Below are 20,082 nucleotides of genomic sequence, written 5' to 3'. Positions count from 1 at the left end.
ATCAGCACTCGTATTTCATGTTACGTTTGCGTATTAGTCCGAATATTTTCCAATGCCGTTTTTGCCTACACTTATCAAAATCAAGAAATTCGAATGTCGACACCGGTCGAAAACCTGATCACGGGAGGGGATCATGTCTATCGAGCGAGATTTTCCAGCAGCGCGTTTGAAGCTTCGAGATGTATCCAGCTCGCCGGAAGACAGGCCTATCAGGCCTCCCTGGACAACCGAAACATCAATTCAGAACCATTGCACAGGCTGCGACGCGTGCGTTCGTGCCTGCCCGCAATTGATCTTGCGGCCTGACAAGGACAACAAACCATTTGTCGATTTCGATGCAGGAGAATGTACGTTCTGCGAGAAGTGCGCACTCGCCTGCGAAGAACCGGTCTTCGACCTTGCCAAAAGCGCCCCTTGGAAACACACATCAGTTGTGGCTTCCAACTGTCTGCAGAACAATGGCACAAGCTGCCAATTGTGCAGCGATGTTTGCCCGGTCTCAGCGTTCAAGATTGAGACGGCCGGAGCCCGAGAAGGTCATATCGTGGTAGATGCAGGACTGTGTACAGGATGCGGCTCCTGTGTCAGCACCTGTCCTTTGGGTGCGGTTTCTGTGAAAGAATTGCCGGAAGCAAACCCTGTAGCTGCCTGAAGAGCTTTCTCGTCAACGGAAATATTCTGGTCTGCTCGCGCAGGAAACGCGGCAACTCTGACTCGCCAGAAATTGCCGCTCGAGAGTTTTCTCAAGGACGCGGCTCGATCAAAAGCCGCTTTAGTCTAGGCCATTGTGATGTAGCTGCGCATTTGTTCAGCTTCCAACTCAACCTGAGCAATCTTGTATTTGACGACGTCGCCGATTGAGATCACCCCCGTCAGCTTGCCGTCCTTGACAACAGGCATGTGACGGAAGCGTCCCTGGGTCATCCGCGCCATCACTTCGTTGACACTGTTTTCTTCAGTGCACGTGACAACTTCTTTCGTCATCACGGCGGTGACTGGAACATTCAGCGAAGACGGACCCTTGGTTCCAATCGTCCGGACAATGTCGCGTTCAGAAATGATGCCTTCTATTTCCTTGTCGCCATTGCAGACAACCACGGCACCAATCTTGTGTTTTGCCAGGGTTTCACAAATCTCGCTCAGAAGTGCATCGCTCCGCGCGGTAATTGTGTCGTGGCCTTTCCCACTCAAAATTGCGGCAACGGTCATTTATAAACCTCCCATGGCATCAATCCCCGATACAGGCGGGGTTCGCGCATCATTGCAAAAAAACAGTCCGCGCAAACCGTTCTGATGCCGCAGTTGGTCAGGAAGATCGTCGCTGTGGAACAGGATCGAAAAACGGAAACAGGGCGAGACCTGCGAGGAAACCGCCAATGTGGGCCTGCCAGGCGACACTTGCAGGTTGCCCCGCCACGGGTCCGCTCATAATGCCGAAGAAGAGGTTCAAACCGAACCAGACCGCGACAAAAACAAGAACCTGTTGATTGCGGAAGCATTCGGCAAGCGGCTGTGCAGGAACAAAATAGGCTGCTTGATCTGATCTACGGAATGCGCCGAGCGGCCCCCCAGTTCGAACACGAACCGGATTGCAGCGGCCATCTGACCTGATACGGCAGCAGAAGCACCGATCATCGGTGCCGATTCCCCCAATGTGTGGCCAGATGCGCAAAAGCGCCGCCAATCGAGCACACTGCAGAAAACGCCAAAAACCGCCCAATTCCAAACCGGCGAGCCACCGCGCTGCCGAAAATCGCCATCCAGAGCAGATTGAAAATGATGTGCATTGCGCTGCCATGCAGCAACGAATAGGAGATGAAGCTCCAGAAACTGGAAACCATCTCTAGAAACGACAGGCTGGAAAGAGCCGTGAATTTGACCGGCCAAAATGCAAACAGATAAAGAATCCAATTGTCCCAATTGGCTGGCAACACAATTGTACGCAGCAGATGAATGACGATCATCGCGGCTGCGAGCCAGATAATGATATTGGGCAAATTGAACACCGGGGGTTCAGATGGACGGTTCTGCCTCTGATCCTGCTCAGCTTTCTCGCGTCGGGCGCGTTCTTCGTCAAATCGATATACGTTCATCAACCTTCAGCCTTTCCATCTCTCTTCTAAGCCAGATCAACAACAAAACAAGTGCAGCCTTCATCGGCACGCCCTGCATCGTGTGACATGGTGAATTTCAGTGAGAGATCGGAAGCAGCTTTCACGCCTGTCAGAAGCTGCTGCGGAAATAACAAAGCGCCGGCTGTCGCAAACGACAACCGACGCTTCGTAACGCCCCCTTAAACCGGTCGCGTCCCCACAACGCTCCGTCAAGGACAATGGTCCACGTCTCCGGCGCAATTATCACGAAGTGGCGTTTTCAGCTCTTTTCTTCGCTTCGCTGCCTGAAATACCAATAACAGGCTCCTCCCACCCATCATCAGCGTGAACTGATCGTTAAGCTGCCAGCCCCCACCTCCAAAAACAAGCTTTACCGATCATTAACCTTAATTTCTGCCGTCAGCAGTACCAGCGACCGGAATGAGCCACCGCACAGACACCCAATCGCCTCTCAACTTGGCATGCGCCCTGCTTTGTATGGAGCAAACACCTACAGGGAAACAAAAAACGTCCCGTTTTGAAACAAGAACTGTCTTGAGACGAAACAAAGGGACCAAATCGGCATAGAGGCGATACCAGATGAAACACGGCGTGACGCAAACTCTTTATTCGTACTGGGACAACCTGCGCGGCGCCCGCCCTGCCCCGAACCGCAGTGAAGTCGATCCCGGTGAAATTCGCGGCCTGTTGGGTGACACTTTTATTCTGGAAACAAACGGCCCCAGGGACGTACGTTATCGTCTGGCCGGAACCCGTTTGTGTTCGGCTCATTGCCGTGAACTGAAAGGCCGCAACTTCCTGCGAGGCTGGAACGACAAGGACCGGGAAGCGCTGGAAAGCCTGATTGCCGCAATCACTGAAGATGCTGCTGCCGCCGTTATTGGTATCAACGGACACACTGAACGCGACCAGATCCTCCAGATGGAGATGCTGCTGGTGCCATTGAACGTACCTGGTGAAGGACGCATCCGCATTCTTGGCAGCTGCACTCCCATGGAAAAACCATACTGGATCGGTCTGCACCCGGTCCTGAAACAATCCATTAGCAGCCTGCGCCTGGTCTGGCCCGACGAACGCCCCTATTTTGTCGACGCACCAGTCGCTCTCAATCCAATCGTTCCGCGCTTTACTGCCGAAGGCATGTCCATGCCAACACCGCCCCTGCCAAAGGGAGCTGAAAAGAAAGTCGGTCATCTGACAGTCTATTCTGGCGGAAAGTCCTGACCACTCTTGAAGCCGCCGGTTCATCAATTTGCCACCGGCGGCACTTGTCTTCGCATTGCTGCACGCTTCATTTGCGTCGCAGTTTCCCAAAGACTTGTTCGACTCACCGCATCAAAGACCTGTCCCGGCTTGCTGCAAATGACCCTAAAAGCTCGTTTTACGCGAAATTTCGCCCGAAACAGCCAAATGAAAACAATTTAGTCACTCCTAGCCCTAGATCTACGCGTCTTGTGAGGTACACTCTTACACATCGTTAACCCCAGCTGCCTAAAGTGATTCAAACACGTCTTTTGAATCGCATCCCTGGCCGGGGAAACGTGATTTGCGCGCGGATTTGGATAGAGCAGGCATGACCGCCGGATTGGCAACAGCTACAGAAGGAAGCAGATCGCTTCAAGTCACTGATCGCCGGCGACATCAACGGGTTCAGGTAAACATACTTGGCCGGTTCATGCTCGAGGATCGACGTGAGTATCCATGTCAGGTCATTGATATGTCTCCGGGCGGTCTTGCCATGATTACGCCGGTGACCGGTCAGGTCGGTGAGCGTGTCGTTGCCTATCTGGATCATCTGAGTCGCGTTGAAGGTCGCATTTCCAGACTGATCGATGGTGGATTTGCGGTCGAGTTGCGCAACACTGTTCGAAAACGCGACAAGATTGCCAACGTCCTTACCTGGCTTGCAAACAGGGATGAGCTGAACCTTCCGGAGGATCGTCGTCACGATCGCTTCGTTCCAAAGAATCCGATGACAAAGATGATCCTGCCGGACGGCTCCGAGCATGTCTGCCGCATCATTGACGTTTCTTTGTCGGGTGCTGCAATCGCAACCGACATACTCCCGGAAATGGGTGATGGCATCACCCTGGGCAAGATGTATGCGCGCGTGGTTCGCAAGATCGAAGGCGGCATCGCGGTTGAATTCGCAGCTGTTCAAAGCCGTGAACTTCTTGAACAGCACATTTCGGCACCCGAAGAGAGCTGATCCTCCAAAATCTTGTTATATTTCATAAGGGCCGTCCTCTTTTGAGTGGCGGCTTTTTGCTGTTCAACAACAGCCACTTCATTTCTTGCAGTTTTTTTTGATTTTTTTTGCCGTTTTTGATCGAGTCATCTGCTCCGTTTTCGGCCCTCGAGACATCGTACTGCCGCGCACCCCTTGACAGAAAAAACTCTGATCCTGTCACCAAAAGAATCACATTTACAATGATTTACAGGACTTAGATTCAATTTTAGATAATTCTGAATCAAGTTTTATTTAAATAAAGCTCAAATAAAAATAAAAACAAGATCAAACAATCATCAAATACATTTAGCTTTTTACTTTGAAGATTTTCTCGAAGTAAAAAGCATTGAGCCATCGTTGCGTCAGCCTTGGGGAGGGCGTTACGATGAATTTACTTCGGAATATCTTATTCACATCTACTCTTCTGATGAGCGCATTTGCAGCTGGAACCTCTGCACAGGCTGATCCCAGCCGGTTCATGGACATGAAGAAGTCTGTGAAAGCACCCATTGGACACAAGCAGTTTTGTCAGGACAATGGTTGGGCCTGTCCGCGTGAACGCTATGACCCTGTCGTCGTGCAGCTCAATGAAGAGCTTTGGCAGCAACTCATTGCCGTCAATGCCGAAGTCAACCGCAGGGTCAGACCGATGACGGACAATGATCTCTTCGGCAAGGAAGAACACTGGTCCTACCCGGTCAACGGCTACGGCGACTGCGAAGAATACGTTCTGGAAAAGCAGCGCGTGCTGATGGAGGCCGGTTGGCCCAAGAGCGCCCTGTTGATCACGGTCGCAAAGGACGTCCAGAACTCCGGTCATGCGGTGCTGACGGTCCGAACGGATCATGGAGACATGATTCTCGACAACCAGATCGAAGCCGTGTTGCCCTGGTACTCGACGCCTTATCGCTACATCAAACGCCAGTCCGCCAGCTCACCAGTGGCCTGGACAGGTATTTCGGACACGCGCGTGACCACGGTCAGCAGCGTCTCCAGGTAATACGATCAATCCTGCAACAGCAGGAGACTTACTAGGATTGGGATTGGCGCTGCAACTGACGTTGCGCCTACTTGGACGATCCGGTCGCGTCCCCACCCTCCCCATCCCTACCACGACCGGATCCAGGGAACCGGCCCGCCCCCCGCAGGCCGGTTCCCGTTCATTTTGGGTTCGAGATAGAGAGATTTCGAAAGCCAGGACTTGAAGATCAGGTCTCGGACAAGCCCGCCTTGAACCGTTTCCAGTTTCGGACATAACCTTGAGCGGACTTGGTAATGTCTACGGCTGCTTCCGGCGGCAATTCGCGGACGACCTTTCCTGGAATACCGACTACGAGCGAGTTGTCAGGGATCACCTTGCCCTCGCCAATGAGCGCATTCGCACCAATGATGCAATTGGACCCGATAACAGCACCGTTCAGCACAGTGGCTCCCATGCCGATCAGGGAATTGTCCTTGACCGTGCAGCCGTGCAGGATCGCATTGTGACCAATGGTACAGTCAGCTCCGACTGTCAGAGGGAACCCCATATCCGTATGGAAAACGCAACCGTCCTGCACATTTGATCTTGCACCAACGCTGATCGGCTCATTGTCACCGCGCAAGATGGCGCCAAACCATACGCTCGCCTCTTCAGCAAGACGAATATCCCCAATGAGGCTTGCACTTGGTGCCACCCAATAGGCTTCGCTTTCAGGGAAACTGGGAAACCGGCCTTCCAGAGCGTAAACGGTCATCAGTCTTAAAATCCCGCCACAATGAGCGCGACATTCATCACCATCACACCCGAGCAGACACTCCACATGCCCGCAATGGTTGATGAAGCGACAAGCCAGCCAAGTGGCCGTTTCTCAATTCTGCGTCCGCGAATGGCGTTTCTCATGATGATGAAAGGCCCGGCAAATACACACAGAACGATTCCCGTCAGAAAGCTCAAAAGCCCTTCTCCACCAAAGTTGAACTTCGGGGGTTCTTTGGTGACAAGCTGGTAAAGACTGCCAAGGACTCCCGCCGCCACGAAGCCGGCACTCGCGATGTATCCAACGAGAAGTAGGTCCAACAACACGCCCATTAACCCCTTGTTAACCTTCCAGGCAGGAAAGTGATTAAGAAATACTAAACGGTCAAGTGCAAACACCGTGCCGGAAAGCTGAATGGGCGAAAACCCCGAAAATCGGCCGGCCTTGCCGGTCCCCAATCCTTCCTATTGCGGGACAATTGTTCCGCTTCGGGACAGTGTGTGCCATATCAGTGCAATGCGCTTGGCGGAGTTGGGCCGTTGATCCCAGTCACACTGCCGGAGCCTATTGGAAACCGTTCTCGCATTTTCACCTATCTGTCTGTCGCCATTTGTCTATTGGCTGCGGCCCTTATTTTTGAGCGTGTTCGCTTTTGGACAGATCATTTGCAAATGGCGGGAAACATTCCCGCTGAGCCGCTCCAGATAGCCATTGGACCAACTGGGTTTGCCGTACCTCCTGAATACGTGATCAGTCGGCGCAGAAATCTGCTCGAACAGTCTTCGACATCCAACTATGTCCAACTTGCGATGACATGGCCCGGTCTTGGGCCACAATCAAACAGAAGCAGTCTTTTGGGCGAAGAGGTGATCCGGATCGAACTGGAACACAATCCAGGTCGTGAAAGTCTGAGAGCGCGCCTGGATCCGTTTTACAGACGACTTGCGCGCGGGGGCGAAATATCCGGTCCAGGCGGCCTCAAGCTTCTGAACCTCTCCCGCCTTGGTGGCAAGCGATCCGACATGATCGTGTACGACCCATCAAAACAAAACGGGTTTATCGCCAGATGTCGTCAACAGAGCTCTACCTCAAAGGCCACTTGTCATCGCGCGGTCCAATTCTCCTCCGGGCTCGACCTGCGCTACAGTTTTGACAGGTCTCTCTTGCCGGACTGGCGACGCCTTGACAGGGCGGTGCTCTTGAAAATCGACAGTTTCAAGACCCGCTAACCGATACCAACCGGCAAAATGAAACAAAAAAGGCGGCAATCCCCTGGGATGCCGCCTTTTTGAAAGCTTGTGTGCAGATCAAGTGAATTCAAACGTCTTCCAGGTCGATCTCCAGGATCGCCATCTGGAAGTTCCAGCTAAGATCTTCATCCTCATCATCCCGGAAAATCACGCCGATGAACTCCTCTCCGATATAGACTTCAGCGCTGTCGTCCTTGCGCGGACGCGCACGAACCTGAAGGCTTGCAAGTTCAAATTTTGATTGCAGATAAGCTTCAATCTTGCGGATTTCGTCGGGCTTCACAGGGCTCTCCTGTTGGTACTTTGGAAAAATATCTGGCGCGGACCCTACAGGACAGGGCGGAAATACAAAAGGAATTCCGCCCGCTATCCCCGTCTTCCTGATGGCCAAATCTCAAATGACGAGCAACCCTTTCTCAAGAGCCCTCGCTCAGCAACTGGTTCATGCTGCGGGCAGGCTCAGGACACCCAGCTTTGCCGACAATTTTGGCCGGCACGCCCGCGACAGTGGTATTCGGCGGCACGTCTGACAGGACGACGGATCCCGATGCGATGCGCGAGCAGTGACCTATCTCCAGGTTGCCGAGAACCTTGGCCCCTGCCCCCAACAAAACACCGTGGCGGATTTTTGGATGACGATCGCCGCCTTCCTTTCCTGTGCCACCGAGCGTAACGCCCTGCAAAATGGAAACATCATCTTCGATCATCGCCGTGCCGCCGACAACGATGCCAGTGCCATGGTCGATGAAAATACCTCGCCCGACCGGAACTGCCGGATGAATGTCGATCTGAAAGACTTCAGAAGCACGGCTTTGCAGATAAAGGGCAAAATCCCGACGCCCCTTGCGCCACAACCAGTTGGCAAGTCTGTGTGTCTGGAGCCCGTGGAAGCCTTTGAAGTAGAGCACAGGCTCCAGATAACGGAAGCAAGCCGGATCGCGATCGAACACCGCGACGATATCCACCCGGAAGATCTTGGCGAGCTCCGGTTCGTCCGCAAGCGCCTCCAGATAGGTCTGCCGGATAAGAGAAGCAGAAACGATATCACGGCCAAGCCTGTCACCGAGCCGGTGAAGAACAGCCTCTTCCAAGCTGTCGTGATTTAGAACGGTCTCGTACACAAAGGACGACAGCGCGGGCTCTGCCGTGACCATCGCCTGAGCTTCGTCTCGCAATTGCTGCCAGACCGGATCGTGGGTCGGAACTTGTTTCAAGCCGGACTTGCTGATCGGTGCCGACATGGCCTGTCTCCTTTTCAAGCCGTCACAATGGTGCCTTGCGGCTGAAATCCTAAAATAGGACTGACGGCTGATATTCCCAAATGAAACTTCCTGATATCAGATATGAAACCCTTTTATGAACCTGGAATTAATTCAATTTCCGGTCACCAGCACGATCTGCTGCGTCTATTGGAGCGCCAATGCCAGACCTTTCCTCGAATTCTGCGCGATCCGACAATCCGCTTTTGGTTGTGCGCGGACAAGTTGCTGAACTTCTCATAAACGCACCGGACCGAAAGAATGCACTACCGCTTGCGGCCTGGAGCAGAATCCCCGAACTCTTGGCAGAACTTGCCGAAACTCCCGACATTCGGGTGTGTGTAGTCAAAGGTGCAGGTGGAAGAAGCTTCTGTGCCGGTGCTGATATATCGGAGTTCGAAGCCATCAGATCGACGCCTGAGGCTGCCAAACACTACGACGACATCAATGTGGCGGCATTTAAGGCATTGAAGGCACTGGACGTTCCCGTTGTAGCAGCCATCGAGGGGCCATGCCTGGGCGGCGGCCTGGGCGTTGCCCTTGCCTGTGATCTTCGCCTGGCCACACGCTCTGCTTTTTTGGCATTCCCGCAGCCAGGCTAGGCTTGGCCTATCCGCCAGAAGCTCTGGGAGACCTTATGGAAGCCATTTCTTCTTCCAACGCCAAGCATCTGCTATTCACCGGAGAACGCATTTCCGCTGAACGAGCTCTCCAGATTGGCCTTATCAACGAAATGGTTGAGGACGGGGTTCTTGATGATCGCATGACAAAGCTGACAGACAGTTTATGTGCCAATGCCCCCTTATCGCTAAAGGCCGCCAAAGTGGCGATCGATCTGCTCAATCGCCCAGATGGCACACGAGACCTTCAGCCTGCACTCCAAGACGCCCAAATGTGCATCGACAGTGCCGATTACAAGGAAGGGTATCGCGCGTTTCTGGAAAAGCGCACGCCAGTGTTCAAGGGGATCTAGGTGGCCGGTAAAACATGCTAACTCTCATTGAATTAGCCTGAATCACATTAGAAGGAACTGCCGCCAACACAATGATTTAAATGACTTCTTGAAATCAAACAGGCTCAACCTTGACCTTGAGGGTCAGCAAGAAATTCTCAACTGCGGACGCAAAGACATCGTTCTTGTCTCCGGCAACCATATGTCCTGCATCGCGGACATCAGAGAATTGGGCGTGCGGCACAAGGGCTTGAAACTCGCGAACGTGTTCCATCGAAACGAGTTCTGAATTTTGTCCCCTGATCAACAGCACAGGCAGTGCAAGCTTGCTCGCCGCAGTCACAAAACCTTCTTGGGTCACTGCCGCTTCCTTTGGCGTCTGCCCCTGTTTCGACTTCAGGAAGGCCGGGTCCCAGTGCCAACGGTAGCGGCCGTCATCATGAAGCCGAAGATTCTTTGAAAGCCCTGACAAATCCTTGGGTCTTGCCCGGTTAGGAAGATACTTGGCAATCGCATCCGCAGCTTCTTCGACGCTGGCAAATCCCTCCTCGACACGGTCTCCCATGAATCCGATGATCTTGCTGACACCGCCCAAATCAATTCGGGGTGTAATGTCGACCAGAACCAGCGCCGTCAGCCCCCCTGGATTTTCCTGCCCCTCAGAAAGCATACCCGCAAACCCGCCAAGAGATGCTCCAACCACAACGGGCTTGGCGTGGTGTTTTTCTTGGATTTGCCGGGTAACCGCAGCCAGGTCCTTGGCAAAGTCGGTGAACGCATAATTGCCACTTTCAACCCAGCTGCTTTCTCCGTGGCCACGCTGATCGAGTGAATAGACAGGATGCCCGAGACCGGCAATACGTTCGGATGCTGCGTCCCAGGAATGACGGGTCTGCCCGCCACCATGCAACATGACAACAGGCAACTGCCCCTCTCCATATAGATCGGCTACCAGCTTGTTGGTTTCCGCGCCTTGGAACTCCACCCGTGTCGAACTCATTTGATCTCTCTGATTGCCCGTGTCCGGGACGGCCTTCCTTCTGCTGTCTCCAGCCGGTCAGGCCTCCACGTTGTTCAAGAAGGCAAGCACACCTTGTTTGTGTACCTTGTCACCGACAGCCACCATGTGATCGCGCCCTGGTATTTCAAGGACATCCGCATGCGGAATGAGAGCCGCCAGTTTCTGGGGCGATCCGGCTATCTCATCTTCCGTTCCCACAGCAACCAGCACAGGCCGCTCAATTTTTGAAACATCTTCTTCGCTGATTTTCTGACGCGACGATCGCATGCAGGCCGCCAAAGCCCGTCTGTCGGATCCCGTTTGCTCTGCAAAGGCCCGGAATGCGCGACCGGAGCGGTCCACGATGTCCTGTATCCGATCCGTTTCCAATGCCGCGGCAATCGGCTCAGGGTCGCCGACACCGGCGATCATGCCGTACCCCAAGCCACTGAACACCGCACGGCGGATCCTGTTGGGATGATTGAGTGTCAGAAACGCTGAAATGCGCGCACCCATCGAGTACCCCATGACATCCGTCTGCGCGATCTCAAGATGATCAAGAAGCCGTCTTGCATCCTCCGCCATAACGGGAGCGCCGTAAGCACTAGGGTCATAGAATTTCTGGCTTTCCCCATGGCCGCGGTTGTCGAGCGCAATTACACGACGACCGTCTTTGACAAGAAGATCCACCCAACCTGGATACTTCCAATTGACATGTTTGTTGGAGGCAAAGCCGTGAATCAGCAAAATCGGATCGCCTTCGCCCTCATCCAAATAGGCAATCCGGACGCCGTCATACTCGAACTTTGGCATAAATGAAATAACCCTTACGTAAACGGAATATCTATTTATCGACCAGATTAGGATGTTTGAACCTGGTTGGCAAAGCCGAATTACGAACGACAGCAGAAGGACAACATGACGCCGTGGATCGCGGCGACGTGCCACTACCCTTTTGCATTGCGAATGGATATGGTTCGCAAAACTTGATATCCGGGGCGAAGCTCGGAAACGAAAAGGAAAGTGACAATGGCGGATCAGGTCGTCCCGCATTTCCAGAACACCAGCGGACATGACTCCGTTGCGATCGGCGCGCGCGAATTCATGTGCATCGGCGCCAATCCTCCTTTTGATCATCCCCATGTCTTTCTGGATATGGGCAGCGAAAACGAAGTGGTTTGCCCCTACTGCTCAACGCTTTACAAGTTTGACAGTACACTGCAGGCCAACGAGTCCTCCCCAACAGATTGCAGCTGGACACCAGCTGCCGCCTAACGTCAAAGCGCCTAGATGAGCACCCATAGCGACGCGTCCCATCCGGTTATCATTGCAGGAGCCGGAATTGGCGGCCTCACCGCCGCCCTCGCCCTAAGGCAAAACGGGCACAGCGTTGTCGTTATGGAAAAGGCACGCGAGCTTTCCGAAGTCGGAGCCGGCTTGCAACTGTCACCCAACGCCTGCTCAGTGTTGGACAGGCTAGATATTCTCAGTTCCCTGAAAACCGCTGCGTACGCGCCAGAAAACTTGAGACTCTGGTCTGGCGAAACAGGCCGGCAGTTGGCCAGGGTGAGGCTTGGCGCCTATCTCGAAAAACGTCATGGCCAACCCTTCTGGGTCATTCACCGGGCGGACCTGCAACGTACGCTGCTGGAGAAAGTGCGCCAAACACCGGGCATAGATCTTCAGCTCGGTGCTGAAATCCTCGACCTTTCGCCTTCTCCTTACGGACATCTCGTCTGCATTTATCAAACAGAAGAGATCAATGGGAATTTGGATTGCAAAGCACTTATCGGTGCTGATGGTGTCTGGTCAAAGACCCGCAAGCTCGTTCCGGCACATCAAAATGCGCACTTTAGTGGCCAGGTCGCATACCGGGCCACCATTCCGCTCGATAAGTTGCCGGCTCGCTGGTCCGGCGATTCCGGATTGTGGCTGCACAAGAACTCTCATCTCGTCCACTATCCGATCCGCGGCGGACGCGAACTCAATATCGTCGCGCTTGCCGAGGAAGCCTGGCAGGACGAAACCTGGTCAGCCAGGGAAGAAAAAGAAACCGTACTCAGGGTTTTCAAAAACTGGCCGGCAGACGTCAGGAACCTCCTGAAGGCGTCTGAAACCTGGCTGAAATGGGCGCTGTGCAGCGTTGATGCCTCAGGGCCCTGGACCCACGGACACCTGGCCCTGATAGGCGATGCCGCGCATGCAATGCTGCCCTATATGGCCCAAGGAGCGGGCATGGCCATCGAGGACGCGGCAATTTTGGCCAAACACCTGCCAGCAGACGTGGAAAACGTGCCGGCCGCGCTCAGGGCATTTGAAAGGGAACGGAAACCGCGCGTCAAACGGGTTCAGGAAACTGCATCAGGAAACGCGCGCACATTTCATCTGTCCGGCATACCCGCATTTGCCCGCGATACGTTTCTCAGTTGGTCCAAGCCGGAGGCCTTGACGGCCCGTTATGATGATATTTATGGCTGGACACCTGAGCGATAACGAAGGCTTTTGCTTGAGCCAGAGAAGAAGCTGGGATAAAGCCAATCCCCATTCATGTGTCAGGGAGTGCTCAAGATGACCGGCCAGCAGGCAGATGACGTTGTAACCGCTGCGTTTCTGGTCATCGGGGATGAGATCCTGTCCGGTCGGACCAAGGACAAGAATATCGGCTTCGTTGCCGATTACATGACGTCGATCGGAATAGACCTTAAGGAAGCTCGCATCGTTCCGGACGAAACCGATGAAATCGCCAACGCTGTCAATGCATTGCGCGCCAAGTACACCTATGTCTTCACTTCGGGAGGCATTGGCCCTACCCATGACGACATAACCGCTGAGAGCGTCGCCAAAGCTTTTGGAGTGCCGCTGAACCTTGATCCGAGGGCGGTCGCGCTGCTTGAGAGCCATTATGCGCCGGGCCAGTTCACACCGGCCCGTCAGCGTATGGCGCGTATTCCGGAAGGCGCGGAACTGATTGAAAACAAGGTTTCCAAGGCACCAGGCTTCAAAATCGGCAATGTGCATGTAATGGCCGGAGTTCCGTCGATCATGCAAGCGATGATGGATGCAATCGCACCGACATTGACCACAGGCAAGAAAATGCTGTCGGAAACGGTATCAGCCGACATGCCTGAAAGCCGCATCGCGGAGCGACTGTCGGCCATTCAGGATGCCCATCCGCAAACGCTGATCGGTTCTTACCCCAAAGCCTCTGAAGGCAAATTCACAACACAGATCGTTATCCGCTCACGGGATGAAGACGTCCTTATGGCTGCGACCAAGGATGTGGCCCAGGCGGTAGCCGAACTTTCGGGATAATCTGAAGGACAAGACATGGAAAACCCTGCACAAAACAAAGCATTCCCGGTTTCCTGGGACATGTTTCACAGAGATTCCCGCGCCCTGGCCTGGCGACTTTCCAGCGAAGGTGAATGGAAGGCGATTGTCTGCATCACCCGCGGTGGACTTGTCCCCGCCGGTATCGTTGCTCGCGAACTCGGAATACGCACAATCGAGACAGTCTGCATCGCCTCCTATCACGACTATGAAAACCAAGGTCAGCTGCAGGTCATCAAACCGGTTGACCCGAAGGTGGTGGACCTTGAAGAAGGTGAAGGCAGCGGTGTCCTTGTCATCGATGACCTCGTTGATACGGGCAAGACACTGAAGGTCGTGCGTGAAATGCTTCCCAAGGCGCACTATGCGACAGTCTATGCCAAGCCTGTTGGCGTACCCATGGTGGACACCTTCATCACTGAAGTTTCCCAGGACACCTGGATCTATTTCCCGTGGGACATGGGCTGGCAGTTCCAGCCGCCGCTCTCCAAAGATACGGCTGGTTAATCGCGGCCAAAAGGGCACACTCTCAAAAGATGCGTTCATTTGCGCTGTTGCTCACTGGAAGGTGATGCCAGCGCCACTATTCCGCCCGAAATATCTTCATAACGCTGCATGCGACCGGTCAGACGAGACATCTGGCCGGTCGTTCTGAATCTGACAACGTCACAAAGACATGCCGGCACCTCGTTTGGTTTCAATATCATGTCACAGCGGTTTGTCAGTCAGCCGAACTCTGTTCTCAGACCAAACTGTTTTGGTCGCATAATATCGGGATCTGGAATGCTGAACCGACGCCTGTTTCTCGCCTCTGCCACGGCCGCACTGGTAGCCGGATGCTCTTCAGGCAGCCGGACAGGAAGGTTGCCGCTCCAGTCTTCGCCTTCAGACACGCTTCCCCAGGCAGGTCGACGCATTCCGGCGGAATATTTGCAAATGTACCGGGCCATGCCCGAGGAGCGGTTTCCGATACCCGCAGTCGATCTCACCAAGATAGACCCAGCCTACTACAGACGCTTTGTCGATTATTCTTCACCGGAACCAGCAGGAACAATAATTGTCGACACTCCAAACCGGTTTTTGTACCTGACCATGGAAAACGGCAAAGCCATGCGATATGGCGTCGGCATTGGTCGGGCAGGCTTTGCCTGGGGCGGCAAGGCTCGCATCCAATACAAGCGAGAATGGCCCACCTGGACACCACCAGCTGAAATGATCGCCAGGGAACCGGAACTCGAGGAGTTTCGCAATGGCATGCAACCCGGTCTGGAGAACCCGCTCGGGGCAAGAGCGCTTTATATCTTTGAAGGCAACAAGGACACGCTTTACCGTCTGCACGGCACATCGGAAACCTGGTCGATTGGCAAGGCTGTCTCCTCAGGATGCGTTCGGCTGCTCCAACAGGACGTTATTGATCTTTATAACCGCGTACCTGATGGGACACCCATCGTTGTCCGCCAGGCTTGATCGGGCCTCGCCGAACCCTTCTTAAATCTCGATTTCTACCGGTTTGACTGCATCAATACCGTCCAGGCGGACGTCGCACCCGATCGCATACGTTTCGACACCGGCGGTGCGGGCGGTCTCAAAGGCCGCCGAATAGACCGGGTCTATGTCGCCGGCAAGGCTCAGCCGATCGCAGTCCGGGCGTTGCACGAGAAAAACCATCGCCGCCCTGTGGCCTTCAGCAACCATGTCGGCAAGCTCGGCAAGATGCTTTGCACCTCTGGCGGTGACGCTGTCCGGGAACTCCGCAAGTCCCGACTTGCGCATCAGGTGAACGTTTTTGACTTCGACATAAGTCTTGGCCCCATTTTCGGCCTCAAGAAGTACGTCAATCCTTGAATTCTTGCCGTATTTCACTTCCCTGCGCAGAGTTTTGAACTCTTTCAACGCGTCGATGCGCCCGTCTGCGAGGGCCTCCTCAACCAATTTGTTGGGATGTGACGTGTTGATGCCCACCAGGGCACCATCCGCCTCGATGACTTCCCAGGAGTATTTCAGTTTGCGCTTGGGATTGTCAGAGAGCGAGAGCCACACTTTGGAACCAGGTTCCTTCAATCCAAGCATCGAGCCGGGATTGGCACAGTGCGCGGTCACCGCCCCGCCATCGCCGTCCAGAATGACATCTGCCAGGAAACGCTTGTACCGTTTGACAAGACGGCCGCTGACCAAAGGGGCAGAAAACTTCATCCCGTAAGTTCCTTAAGTGTCTGGAAGCAGAAAGCTTCTATTGGGTCACTTGGACCAGAAGTCCGGATCAAGAAGAACGAGAACTGTGAAGAGTTCAAGACGCCCAAGCAACATGGCAAATGACAGCAGCCACTTGGCGCCATCCGGCAATGGCGCAAAATGTCCAGCTGGTCCAATCACCGGCCCCAGACCCGGGCCGACATTTCCGACAGAGGTTGCCGCGGCTGATATGGCCGTCACCAGGTCAAGATCAAAAAACGACAAGGCGACGGTAATGATGCCGACCGAGCCCATATAGACAACGAGAAAGGCCAGAACCGAAAACGAGAGTTCCGGTGTCAGGCGCGTACCGCCATATTCTTCCGACATGATCCTGTGCGGCCGAACCATACGGCGCAAGTGTGCCCGCACAGTGCCGAAGAACACCAGAAAACGAAACATCTTGATCCCACCGGTCGTCGAGCCGGTGCAGCCCCCGACAAACATCAAGAGAAGTGCGATCCCGACAACCGGCGCACCCCATTGCGAGAAGTCGCCAAGGGCGTATCCGGTGCCGGTCACGATCGAGACGACATTGAAGGTGGCTCTGAGCAATGCTTCATCGAAGGGAAAGCGCATGTTGACGCCGAGATAAACGGTAAGTGTCAACGAAACCAATGCCAGAAACCCGAGCAACGCCCGCACCTGCGGGTCACGCCAGAGCTGTAGCGGATGACCGCGCAAGGCCTGAATGATCAGGACAAACGGCAAGGCACCAATCACCATGAAGACGATGGCAACCCAACCCGATGCCGGGTTCGTGAAATAGCCGAAAGACTGATCGTGCGTCGAATATCCGCCGGTCGCTATTGTGGTGAGGGCATGATTGAACGCATCGAAAAGCTCCATTCCGGTCGCAAGATAGGAGACGATGCAAAGGAACGTGAGGAACAGATAGGCAAGCCCGAGCAATCGGATCAGTTCTACCGATCGACTGACGATTTTCTCGGATCTGTCGGAGTTTTCGCTCTGGAACAGCTGCATTCCACCGATCCCAAGGAACGGCAGAAGCACGATTGCCATAACGATGATACCGACCCCACCCATCCACTGCATGATTGAGCGCCAGACAAGAAGTCCGGGCGGCAAGCCATCGAGCCCCGTCAGAACTGTGGACCCGGTCGTCGTAAATCCGGATACTGCTTCGAAAACCGCGTCTGCATAGCCGATGCCGAGCCACAAAAATGGCAGTGCACCGAAGGCTGGCAATGTCGACCAGGCCAGCGTCGTCAGAATGAACGTCTGTCGGGTATCAAGACCCTGTCTGAGCGACCCGCCAACAGCCAGCGACAGCAGCATGCCCACCATTCCAGTCAAAAGCGCTGAAAATACAAATGCCTGCCAATCGGCGTTTTTCTGAGCAACGTCCACAATGGCCGGGATGAGCATGGCGGTTGCCAGACCGACATAGAGAAACCCGAGAACATTCAAAACTGGTCTGAGAGAAATCAAAAATGGTCTTCCCCAAAAACCGCTGGACTGGGCGGCAACTGCCTCGTGACAACACACAGGCTTCCCCTCCTACCCCCTTTCGCACAATTTTCCAATGGCCGGAAAAGACCTCGCCGCAAAGATCCACCCTTCCGGAAGCGCGCCTTTGGTCCCAAACGCCATTGGAGTGCCGGGTTTTTGGGCCTCCGCAAAGAGTGATCACTTATTCCCGATACAGGCCAGTTTATGCAGTCGCGTTCAGAATTTCGTAGCTATTGAGACATACTTTTGCGTGCCTGAAGCCATAAAACTCTTTATGCGGGAATCTATACAAGGAATTGCAGAAATAAGCAGACTGGGTCCACGTTCAATAGTCCTTCGGATCAGCATCGTACTGGTAATACCGGTCCTTTGCAGCGTAGGACTCGTGGCAGGTTTGAGTTATTTCGAACTCACCAGAACATCAACGTTGATCGCAGCCGACCGGATCGAACGTACCGCTCGAGAAGCCGTTGCCATCCTGGACCTCGGCACTTCCAGTCTGTTCCATCCCGTATTTGACGACAAAGGCAACCCGGCCTCTTTGAGGGCCGTTCAGGACCCTGAAGTCGCGCAATTGGACTCAGATCGGGATCTAAGCCATCTCCTAGGCACCATAAGTCACTCTATCCAGGGGTCGGCGAACCTCTTCAGATGGTCTGGGGAGACAAGGGAGTTCACGCACTTTGCTGAGGATGTTGCCAATGCAAAGAGTGAAACAACAAGATCAGCTGTGATCGACCTGCACAATTCGGCCTATTCCAGCCTTGTCGCAGGACAGTCATTCCGAGGCAAAATTCCGCTTCAAGGACGTGAAAGACTGGCCTATGCAATTCCAATCCTCAATGCCGATGGCAGCATTCAAGGGGCGTTTGCTGTCGATGTCGGACCCGTTGATGCGCTGACCGAGGCGGAAAACAGGCTTAAAACCAGAATCATGTCCGCTGTCATCATCGTGCTGACGGGAACAGCGTTGATCGGCGGCCTTTTGCTTCGCCTTGAGTTGCGGCCCTTGAGCGTTCTAGCCGAAACAGCGGAAGAAATTGCCAACGGCAAACAGCCCGACAAGATCCCCTACTCCGACCGTCAGGACGAAATCGGCGACTTGGCGCACGGACTGGAACGCGTGACAGATCTTCAGGACAAGCTTCACAAGCTCGCCTATATCGATCCGGTGACCACAGCCGGAAACCGGGCGCGCTATTTCGCGGATCTCAATGCGGCGCTTCAGCGAGCGCGAACCGGTGTTTACTCGGCTTCGTTGATCCATTTGGACTTCAATGGCTTTTCCAAGATCAACGATGCCTTTGGGCAGCAGGTCGGCAACCGGGTCCTGCTGCAAGCCTATGCGCGTCTTACCAACATTTTTGGACCAAGCGCGACGATCGCCCGCATCTCCGCTGATGACTTTTGTATTCTGTTGCCCTTCGACAGCAAAGGAGCAATCGCCGAAGACTATGCCAAACAGGCCATCGACATGTTGTCGGCCCCTTTCCTGCTTGAGGAAGGTGATATTCGTGTCGAACCGAGCATCGGTATTGCACTTTTGCCAACAGACGCGATCGACGCGGAAACGGCCCACAGGGTAGCTGGTCTTGCACTTCGCTCCGCCAAGGAGGGGGATGCGCCAAGATACAGGTTCTTTACCGCACCTTTGAACGAACGGCTCCAGGCAGAAATGCTGACGGAGACACTTTTGCGAGCCGCTCTCAAAACCCGCCAGCTTCAGCTCTTTTATCAGCCGCAGGTCTGCCCCCGGCAAGGTAAACTGATCGGACTGGAGGCCCTGATCCGTTGGCCCCATGAGACACGCGGCTTTATCCCGCCGAACGAGTTCATTCCGATCGCGGAAAAGACAGGCCTGATTCTGGAACTGGGCCAATACGTTCTGAACGAAGCCTGCAAACAGGCAGCTCAATGGACACAGTCAGGTTTCGATTTCCGCCAGATCTCAGTCAATGTGTCACCGCTGCAATTCCGTCAGACGAATTTCGCCAAAACGGTCAAACGGACACTCCAGACTTACGGGGTGCCGGCAAATCTTCTCTGTTTGGAAGTTACCGAGAATGTCTTTGTCGACACCAGCGAAAAGCTTGTCTTGAACATCTTGTCGGAACTTCAGAAAACTGGAGTTCAGCTGTCTCTCGACGACTTCGGATCCGGTTATTCCTCACTGACGTACCTCCATCGTTTGCCGTTCCAGGAACTGAAAATTGATAGAGCTTTCCTGACCCATGCCGACCGGCACCTGCAGAAGGAACAACTCTTTCAGGCAATTGTCGGGCTCGGACGCAGCCTGGGCCTCAGAATTATTGCCGAAGGTGCCGAAACTGCAGGGGAATATGCGCTGACAGCCGCGCATCGGTGCGACGGTATTCAGGGTTATTTCTGTTCCGCCGCCGTACCTGCCGGTGATATCGAAGCCAGAATTAGGGCATTCCAGCGATCGCTTGGTCACCAGACCGAGGAAACAATCGAAACCTCGGCAAGTGCGCGTCCGGCCTAG

22 protein-coding genes and 1 pseudogene are annotated in these 20,082 nt (G+C 54.2%); 12 read left to right on the top strand and 11 right to left on the bottom strand.

What is annotated here, in order from left to right; all coding sequences use genetic code 11:
• The first annotated feature begins 133 nt into the window (after window positions 1–133).
• On the top strand, window positions 134–652 hold the full coding sequence (locus ACZ1HV_RS27575; RefSeq protein WP_298965765.1) for a ferredoxin-type protein NapF: 519 nt from the start codon (window positions 134–136) through the stop codon (window positions 650–652).
• A 125-nt stretch (window positions 653–777) separates the two neighbouring features.
• Here the strand turns inward: ACZ1HV_RS27575 and ACZ1HV_RS27570 are convergent, their stop codons facing one another.
• From ACZ1HV_RS27570 to ACZ1HV_RS27560, 3 genes are all read right to left on the bottom strand, one after another.
• Window positions 778–1,209: a CBS domain-containing protein gene (locus ACZ1HV_RS27570; RefSeq protein ID WP_298818100.1), complete on the bottom strand. Its 432-nt coding sequence runs from the start codon at window positions 1,207–1,209 to the stop codon at window positions 778–780.
• Between the two features lie 97 nt (window positions 1,210–1,306).
• Window positions 1,307–1,429 carry a hypothetical protein gene (locus ACZ1HV_RS27565; protein ID WP_472718506.1) on the bottom strand — a complete coding sequence of 41 codons (123 nt, stop codon included), beginning with the start codon at window positions 1,427–1,429 and terminating at the stop codon, window positions 1,307–1,309.
• Between the two features lie 202 nt (window positions 1,430–1,631).
• On the bottom strand, window positions 1,632–2,093 hold the full coding sequence (locus tag ACZ1HV_RS27560; RefSeq protein ID WP_472716916.1) for a rhomboid family intramembrane serine protease: 462 nt from the start codon (window positions 2,091–2,093) through the stop codon (window positions 1,632–1,634).
• A 600-nt stretch (window positions 2,094–2,693) separates the two neighbouring features.
• On the opposite strand from ACZ1HV_RS27560, the gene ACZ1HV_RS27555 reads away from it, so the two are divergent.
• The 3 genes from ACZ1HV_RS27555 to ACZ1HV_RS27545 all read left to right on the top strand — a co-directional run bounded on the left by ACZ1HV_RS27555 (window position 2,694) and on the right by ACZ1HV_RS27545 (window position 5,344).
• Window positions 2,694–3,338, top strand: coding sequence for a PAS domain-containing protein (locus ACZ1HV_RS27555; protein ID WP_298818096.1), 645 nt, complete (start codon window positions 2,694–2,696; stop codon window positions 3,336–3,338).
• A 349-nt stretch (window positions 3,339–3,687) separates the two neighbouring features.
• The gene (locus ACZ1HV_RS27550) at window positions 3,688–4,323 is read left to right on the top strand and encodes a PilZ domain-containing protein (protein ID WP_298818094.1); all 636 of its coding nucleotides are present in this window, start codon (window positions 3,688–3,690) and stop codon (window positions 4,321–4,323) included.
• Between the two features lie 406 nt (window positions 4,324–4,729).
• Window positions 4,730–5,344 (top strand): transglutaminase-like cysteine peptidase, encoded by a 615-nt coding sequence (locus ACZ1HV_RS27545; RefSeq protein ID WP_298818092.1) that lies wholly within the window; start codon window positions 4,730–4,732, stop codon window positions 5,342–5,344.
• A 208-nt stretch (window positions 5,345–5,552) separates the two neighbouring features.
• On the opposite strand, the gene ACZ1HV_RS27540 is transcribed toward ACZ1HV_RS27545, so the two are convergent.
• Together ACZ1HV_RS27540 and ACZ1HV_RS27535 are read right to left on the bottom strand one after the other, a co-directional pair.
• On the bottom strand, window positions 5,553–6,080 hold the full coding sequence (locus ACZ1HV_RS27540) for a gamma carbonic anhydrase family protein (RefSeq protein WP_298818090.1): 528 nt from the start codon (window positions 6,078–6,080) through the stop codon (window positions 5,553–5,555).
• Between the two features lie 5 nt (window positions 6,081–6,085).
• Window positions 6,086–6,409 carry a DUF6949 family protein gene (locus ACZ1HV_RS27535; protein ID WP_298818198.1) on the bottom strand — a complete coding sequence of 108 codons (324 nt, stop codon included), beginning with the start codon at window positions 6,407–6,409 and terminating at the stop codon, window positions 6,086–6,088.
• 213 nt (window positions 6,410–6,622) lie between these two features.
• Here ACZ1HV_RS27535 and ACZ1HV_RS27530 point away from each other — a divergent pair, with 213 nt between their 5' ends.
• The gene (locus tag ACZ1HV_RS27530; RefSeq protein WP_298986859.1) at window positions 6,623–7,312 is read left to right on the top strand and encodes a hypothetical protein; all 690 of its coding nucleotides are present in this window, start codon (window positions 6,623–6,625) and stop codon (window positions 7,310–7,312) included.
• Window positions 7,313–7,400: 88 nt separating this feature from the next.
• On the opposite strand, the gene ACZ1HV_RS27525 is transcribed toward ACZ1HV_RS27530, so the two are convergent.
• Both ACZ1HV_RS27525 and cysE read right to left on the bottom strand, forming a co-directional pair.
• Window positions 7,401–7,616 carry a DUF3126 family protein gene (locus tag ACZ1HV_RS27525; protein ID WP_152501308.1) on the bottom strand — a complete coding sequence of 72 codons (216 nt, stop codon included), beginning with the start codon at window positions 7,614–7,616 and terminating at the stop codon, window positions 7,401–7,403.
• A gap of 133 nt (window positions 7,617–7,749) precedes the next feature.
• On the bottom strand, window positions 7,750–8,574 hold the full coding sequence (cysE, locus tag ACZ1HV_RS27520; RefSeq protein WP_298818085.1) for a serine O-acetyltransferase: 825 nt from the start codon (window positions 8,572–8,574) through the stop codon (window positions 7,750–7,752).
• A 179-nt stretch (window positions 8,575–8,753) separates the two neighbouring features.
• On the opposite strand from cysE, the pseudogene ACZ1HV_RS27515 reads away from it, so the two are divergent.
• A pseudogene (locus ACZ1HV_RS27515) lies at window positions 8,754–9,565 on the top strand (enoyl-CoA hydratase-related protein).
• Between the two features lie 94 nt (window positions 9,566–9,659).
• Here the strand turns inward: ACZ1HV_RS27515 and ACZ1HV_RS27510 are convergent.
• A complete protein-coding gene (locus ACZ1HV_RS27510) occupies window positions 9,660–10,544 on the bottom strand; it encodes an alpha/beta fold hydrolase (protein WP_472716915.1) in 885 nt (294 codons plus the stop codon).
• 57 nt (window positions 10,545–10,601) lie between these two features.
• On the bottom strand, window positions 10,602–11,357 hold the full coding sequence (locus ACZ1HV_RS27505; protein ID WP_298818079.1) for an alpha/beta fold hydrolase: 756 nt from the start codon (window positions 11,355–11,357) through the stop codon (window positions 10,602–10,604).
• 216 nt (window positions 11,358–11,573) lie between these two features.
• Here ACZ1HV_RS27505 and ACZ1HV_RS27500 point away from each other — a divergent pair, with 216 nt between their 5' ends.
• The 5 genes from ACZ1HV_RS27500 to ACZ1HV_RS27480 all read left to right on the top strand — a co-directional run bounded on the left by ACZ1HV_RS27500 (window position 11,574) and on the right by ACZ1HV_RS27480 (window position 15,341).
• Window positions 11,574–11,819, top strand: coding sequence for a zinc-finger domain-containing protein (locus ACZ1HV_RS27500; protein WP_298818077.1), 246 nt, complete (start codon window positions 11,574–11,576; stop codon window positions 11,817–11,819).
• A gap of 15 nt (window positions 11,820–11,834) precedes the next feature.
• A complete protein-coding gene (locus ACZ1HV_RS27495) occupies window positions 11,835–13,037 on the top strand; it encodes an FAD-dependent monooxygenase (protein WP_298965783.1) in 1,203 nt (400 codons plus the stop codon).
• A gap of 75 nt (window positions 13,038–13,112) precedes the next feature.
• Window positions 13,113–13,856 carry a competence/damage-inducible protein A gene (locus tag ACZ1HV_RS27490; protein WP_298818073.1) on the top strand — a complete coding sequence of 248 codons (744 nt, stop codon included), beginning with the start codon at window positions 13,113–13,115 and terminating at the stop codon, window positions 13,854–13,856.
• A gap of 15 nt (window positions 13,857–13,871) precedes the next feature.
• On the top strand, window positions 13,872–14,381 hold the full coding sequence (gene gpt, locus ACZ1HV_RS27485; protein WP_298818071.1) for a xanthine phosphoribosyltransferase: 510 nt from the start codon (window positions 13,872–13,874) through the stop codon (window positions 14,379–14,381).
• 276 nt (window positions 14,382–14,657) lie between these two features.
• Window positions 14,658–15,341 carry a L,D-transpeptidase gene (locus tag ACZ1HV_RS27480; RefSeq protein WP_298986849.1) on the top strand — a complete coding sequence of 228 codons (684 nt, stop codon included), beginning with the start codon at window positions 14,658–14,660 and terminating at the stop codon, window positions 15,339–15,341.
• 21 nt (window positions 15,342–15,362) lie between these two features.
• Here ACZ1HV_RS27480 and sfsA read toward each other — a convergent pair whose 3' ends face one another.
• Window positions 15,363–16,067, bottom strand: coding sequence for a DNA/RNA nuclease SfsA (gene sfsA, locus ACZ1HV_RS27475; protein ID WP_298818066.1), 705 nt, complete (start codon window positions 16,065–16,067; stop codon window positions 15,363–15,365).
• A 45-nt stretch (window positions 16,068–16,112) separates the two neighbouring features.
• Window positions 16,113–17,537 (bottom strand): TrkH family potassium uptake protein, encoded by a 1,425-nt coding sequence (locus tag ACZ1HV_RS27470; protein ID WP_298818196.1) that lies wholly within the window; start codon window positions 17,535–17,537, stop codon window positions 16,113–16,115.
• 427 nt (window positions 17,538–17,964) lie between these two features.
• Between ACZ1HV_RS27470 and ACZ1HV_RS27465 the strand changes: the two genes are divergently transcribed.
• Entirely contained in the window at window positions 17,965–20,082 is a 2,118-nt protein-coding gene (locus ACZ1HV_RS27465) for a putative bifunctional diguanylate cyclase/phosphodiesterase (RefSeq protein WP_472716914.1), read from the top strand.

Source organism: Roseibium sp. JB4-4 (assembly GCF_055693425.1).
The sequence above is the reverse complement of the archived record's forward strand: the minus strand, read 5'-3'. Positions and strand labels throughout refer to the sequence as shown.